We start from the raw sequence: 5,426 nt of genomic DNA, 5'->3' as shown, positions 1-5,426 counted from the left end.
AAGTATGTCCGGCGGTGTCCTACTCTCCCACACAGTCTCCCATGCAGTACCATCGGCGCTGGAGGGCTTAGCTTCCGGGTTCGGAATGTAACCGGGCGTTTCCCCTCCGCCATAACCGCCGTAACTCTATGAACATATCAACCAACCCGAGCAAACCAAACGTTCCTCTGCTCGAGGGTCACGGTTGTTTGTTCAGAGTTGCACAGTGGATGCGAAGCGTGTTTGTGGTCAAGTCCTCGGCCTATTAGTACCGGTCAGCTCAAACCTATTACTAGGCTTCCACCTCCGGCCTATCAACCCAGTGGTCTAACTGGGGGCCTTAACCCTCAAAGGGGTGGGACACCTCATCTTGAAGCGAGTTTCCCGCTTAGATGCTTTCAGCGGTTATCTCTTCCGAACGTAGCCAACCAGCCGTGCCCCTGGCGGGACAACTGGCACACCAGAGGTTCGTCCGTCCCGGTCCTCTCGTACTAGGGACAGCCCTTCTCAAGTATCCTACGCGCGCGGCGGATAGGGACCGAACTGTCTCACGACGTTCTAAACCCAGCTCGCGTGCCGCTTTAATGGGCGAACAGCCCAACCCTTGGGACCTACTCCAGCCCCAGGATGCGACGAGCCGACATCGAGGTGCCAAACCATCCCGTCGATATGGACTCTTGGGGAAGATCAGCCTGTTATCCCCGGGGTACCTTTTATCCGTTGAGCGACACCGCTTCCACATGCCAGTGCCGGATCACTAGTCCCGACTTTCGTCCCTGCTCGACCCGTCAGTCTCACAGTCAAGCTCCCTTGTGCACTTGCACTCAACACCTGATTGCCAACCAGGCTGAGGGAACCTTTGGGCGCCTCCGTTACATTTTAGGAGGCAACCGCCCCAGTTAAACTACCCACCAGACACTGTCCCTGAACCGGCTCACGGCCCAAAGTTAGATACCCAGATCAACCAGAGTGGTATTTCAAGATTGCCTCCACAACCACTGGCGTGGCTGCTTCACCGGCTCCCACCTATCCTACACAAGCTAATCCAAATACCAATGTCAAGCTATAGTAAAGGTCCCGGGGTCTTTCCGTCCTGCCGCGCGTAACGAGCATCTTTACTCGTAATGCAATTTCGCCGGGCCTGTGGTTGAGACAGTGGGGAAGTCGTTACGCCATTCGTGCAGGTCGGAACTTACCCGACAAGGAATTTCGCTACCTTAGGATGGTTATAGTTACCACCGCCGTTTACTGGCGCTTAAGTTCTCCGCTTCGCCGTGAGGCTAACAGGTCCCCTTAACGTTCCAGCACCGGGCAGGCGTCAGTCCATATACGTCGTCTTACGACTTGGCATGGACCTGTGTTTTTAGTAAACAGTCGCTTCCCCCCGCTCTCTGCGGCCAACCCCAGCTCCGGCAGCGTGTGCCATCACCAGGCCTGGCCCCCCTTCTCCCTAAGTTACGGGGGCAATTTGCCGAGTTCCTTAACCACAGTTAGCCCGATCGCCTCGGTATTCTCTACCTGACCACCTGTGTCGGTTTGGGGTACGGGCCGCTCGAATCTCGCTAGAGGCTTTTCTCGGCAGCATGGGATCACTGACTTCACCTGATACGGCTCGACTTAACGTCTCACCCCTATGCGGTACGGATTTGCCTATACCGCGGGCTACACGCTTGTCCCGGCACAACCACCGGCCGGGTTCAGCTACCCTCCTGCGTCACCCCATCGCTTGCCTACTACCCGCCGGGGTCCCACGCTCCACCAGATCACCCCGAAGGGATCACCGGCTTTGGGTGGTTAGCACAAACGAGGTTCAGCATGGACGATCCTTCGCGGGTACGGGAATATCAACCCGTTGTCCATCGACTACGCCTCTCGGCCTCGCCTTAGGTCCCGACTCACCCAGGGCGGATTAGCCTGGCCCTGGAACCCTTGGTCATCCGGCGGCAGGGTTTCTCACCCTGCTTTCGCTACTCATGCCTGCATTCTCACTCGCGTCACCTCCACGACTGGCTCACGCCGCCGCTTCACCGGTGACACGACGCTCCCCTACCCACCCACACACCTGGACCCGCCCCCGAAGGAACGAGCCGAGTACACATGTGAGTGCCACAGCTTCGGCGGTGTGCTTGAGCCCCGTTACATTGTCGGCGCGGAACCACTTGACCAGTGAGCTATTACGCACTCTTTCAAGGGTGGCTGCTTCTAAGCCAACCTCCTGGTTGTCTATGCGACCCCACATCCTTTTCCACTTAGCACACGCTTAGGGGCCTTAGCTGGTGATCTGGGCTGTTTCCCTCTCGACTACGAAGCTTATCCCCCGCAGTCTCACTGCCGCGCTCTCACTTACCGGCATTCGGAGTTTGGTTGACTTCAGTAAGCTTGTGGGCCCCCTAGGCCATCCAGTGCTCTACCTCCGGCAAGAAACACACGACGCTGCACCTATATGCATTTCGGGGAGAACCAGCTATCACGGAGTTTGATTGGCCTTTCACCCCTAACCACAGGTCATCCCCCAACTTTTCAACGTTGGTGGGTTCGGCCCTCCACGCGGTCTTACCCGCGCTTCAGCCTGCCCATGGCTAGATCACTCCGCTTCGGGTCTAGGACACGCGACTCAACGCCCTATTCAGACTCGCTTTCGCTACGGCTACCCCACACAGGTTAACCTCGCCACGTATCGCTAACTCGCAGGCTCATTCTTCAAAAGGCACGCCGTCACATCCACCACAAGGGCGTTTGCTCCGACGGATTGTAGGCACATGGTTTCAGGTACTATTTCACTCCCCTCCCGGGGTACTTTTCACCTTTCCCTCACGGTACTAGTCCGCTATCGGTCACCAGGGAGTATTTAGGCTTACCAGGTGGTCCTGGTAGATTCACGGCAGATTACAGGGGTCCGCCGCTACTCGGGAATGCGCATCAGGCAGATCACAGATTTTCGTCTACGGGACTTTCACCCACTACGGTCACGCATTCCAGCGCAATTCGACTAACCAGCGATTTTCTCACTACCCGACCAGTTGGCAGACCAGTCCACACACACCCCACAACCCCGCACACGCAACCCCTGCCAGGTATCACACGTGCACGGTTTAGCCTCATCCGCTTTCGCTCGCCACTACTCACGGAATAAACAATTGTTCTCTCTTCCTACCGGTACTGAGATGTTTCACTTCCCGGCGTTCCCTCCACACACCCTATGAATTCAGGTGCGGGTGACACCACACAACTGGTGCCGGGTTTCCCCATTCGGACACCCTGGGATCACAGCTCGGTTGACAGCTCCCCCAGGCCTAACGCGGCCTCCCACGTCCTTCATCGGCTCCTGGTGCCAAGGCATCCACCATGTGCCCTCAGCAACTTGACCACAAAGATGCTCGCATCCACTGTACAATTCTCAACAAACAACCACCCGCAACTCCACCCACGCACCACCTGAAACTCTCCGCAACCGGAGAAGACTCGGTTTGGTGCGCGAAGCGCGCGTGACCATCCAGAACAAACACCCTCCCGCAGGAGTGACTCCCACAGGAGCCGGCTTGTTCTTTCAGGACCCAACAGGGTGTTTAACACTTCCGATCAGCCGCACCGCACCGTGGTCACTTTCGGCGCTCCCGAAAGAGCTGCTTACACGTGAAGGCCGGCCGTTGCCGATCAAAAGCTCGCCAGTGTCTCCGCCATTGAGCACCCCACCATCACATTCGGACAGTGCGGGCTCCTTACCTGCTTTCGCAGGAAGGTGCTCCTTAGAAAGGAGGTGATCCAGCCGCACCTTCCGGTACGGCTACCTTGTTACGACTTCGTCCCAATCGCCAGCCCCACCTTCGACGGCTCCCTCCCACAAGGGGTTGGGCCACCGGCTTCGGGTGTTGCCGACTTTCGTGACGTGACGGGCGGTGTGTACAAGGCCCGGGAACGTATTCACCGCAGCGTTGCTGATCTGCGATTACTAGCGACTCCGACTTCACGGGGTCGAGTTGCAGACCCCGATCCGAACTGAGACCGGCTTTTTGGGATTCGCTCCACCTCGCGGTATCGCAGCCCTTTGTACCGGCCATTGTAGCATGCGTGAAGCCCTGGACATAAGGGGCATGATGACTTGACGTCATCCCCACCTTCCTCCGAGTTGACCCCGGCAGTCTCCGATGAGTCCCCGCCATAACGCGCTGGCAACATCGGATAAGGGTTGCGCTCGTTGCGGGACTTAACCCAACATCTCACGACACGAGCTGACGACAGCCATGCACCACCTGTGAACGCCCCCGAAGGACCTGACATCTCTGCCAGTTTTGCGCCCATGTCAAACCCAGGTAAGGTTCTTCGCGTTGCATCGAATTAATCCGCATGCTCCGCCGCTTGTGCGGGCCCCCGTCAATTCCTTTGAGTTTTAGCCTTGCGGCCGTACTCCCCAGGCGGGGCGCTTAATGCGTTAGCTGCGGCACAGAGAACCGGAGAGGCCCCCCACACCTAGCGCCCAACGTTTACAGCGTGGACTACCAGGGTATCTAATCCTGTTCGCTCCCCACGCTTTCGCTCCTCAGCGTCAGTATCGGCCCAGAGACCCGCCTTCGCCACCGGTGTTCCTCCTGATATCTGCGCATTTCACCGCTACACCAGGAATTCCAGTCTCCCCTACCGAACTCTAGCCCGCCCGTATCAACCGCAGGCCCGCAGTTAAGCTGCGGGTTTTCACGGTCGACGCGACGAGCCGCCTACGAGCTCTTTACGCCCAATAAATCCGGACAACGCTCGCACCCTACGTCTTACCGCGGCTGCTGGCACGTAGTTGGCCGGTGCTTCTTCTCCAGGTACCGTCACTTGCGCTTCGTCCCTGTCGAAAGAGGTTTACAACCCGAAGGCCGTCATCCCTCACGCGGCGTCGCTGCATCAGGCTTCCGCCCATTGTGCAATATTCCCCACTGCTGCCTCCCGTAGGAGTCTGGGCCGTGTCTCAGTCCCAGTGTGGCCGGTCGCCCTCTCAGGCCGGCTACCCGTCGACGCCTTGGTAGGCCATTACCCCACCAACAAGCTGATAGGCCGCGAGCCCATCCCCAGCCGAAAAACTTTCCACAACCCACGATGCCGCCGGTCATGAATATTCGGTATTAGCCCCCGTTTCCGAGGGTTATCCCAAAGCTGAGGGCAGGTTACTCACGTGTTACTCACCCGTTCGCCGCTCGAGTACCCCGAAGGGCCTTTCCGCTCGACTTGCATGTGTTAAGCACGCCGCCAGCGTTCGTCCTGAGCCAGGATCAAACTCTCCAAAGAAACCTAGAGATGAAACCTGGCAACAAACAAATTGTTGCCTCAAAGGAACCCATCCAACCGGACGGGGTCTTTCATAATTGGCACTGGCTTACAAAACACCCTGTTGAGTTCTCAAAGAACAAGCACCGTCAGAAACAACCTTACCGGTGTTTGCCGTATTTCATTGTGCTGTCTTGCCG

Annotated in this window: 3 rRNA genes; all 3 read right to left on the bottom strand. The window is 57.7% G+C overall.

Annotation, left to right across the window (positions count from 1 at the left end):
* Positions 1–6: 6 nt before the first annotated feature.
* Positions 7–123: ribosomal RNA gene (rrf, locus tag Val02_RS46775) — 5S ribosomal RNA — on the bottom strand.
* Between the two features lie 101 nt (positions 124–224).
* Positions 225–3,346: ribosomal RNA gene (locus Val02_RS46770) — 23S ribosomal RNA — on the bottom strand.
* A 383-nt stretch (positions 3,347–3,729) separates the two neighbouring features.
* Positions 3,730–5,247, bottom strand: a 16S ribosomal RNA gene (locus Val02_RS46765).
* Together the 16S, 23S and 5S rRNA genes form the textbook arrangement of a ribosomal RNA operon.
* Positions 5,248–5,426 lie beyond the last annotated feature (179 nt).

It is taken from the genome of Virgisporangium aliadipatigenens, assembly GCF_016863615.1.
GTDB classification, from domain to species: Bacteria; Actinomycetota; Actinomycetes; order Mycobacteriales; family Micromonosporaceae; genus Virgisporangium; species Virgisporangium aliadipatigenens.
The sequence above is the reverse complement of the archived record's forward strand: the minus strand, read 5'-3'. Positions and strand labels throughout refer to the sequence as shown.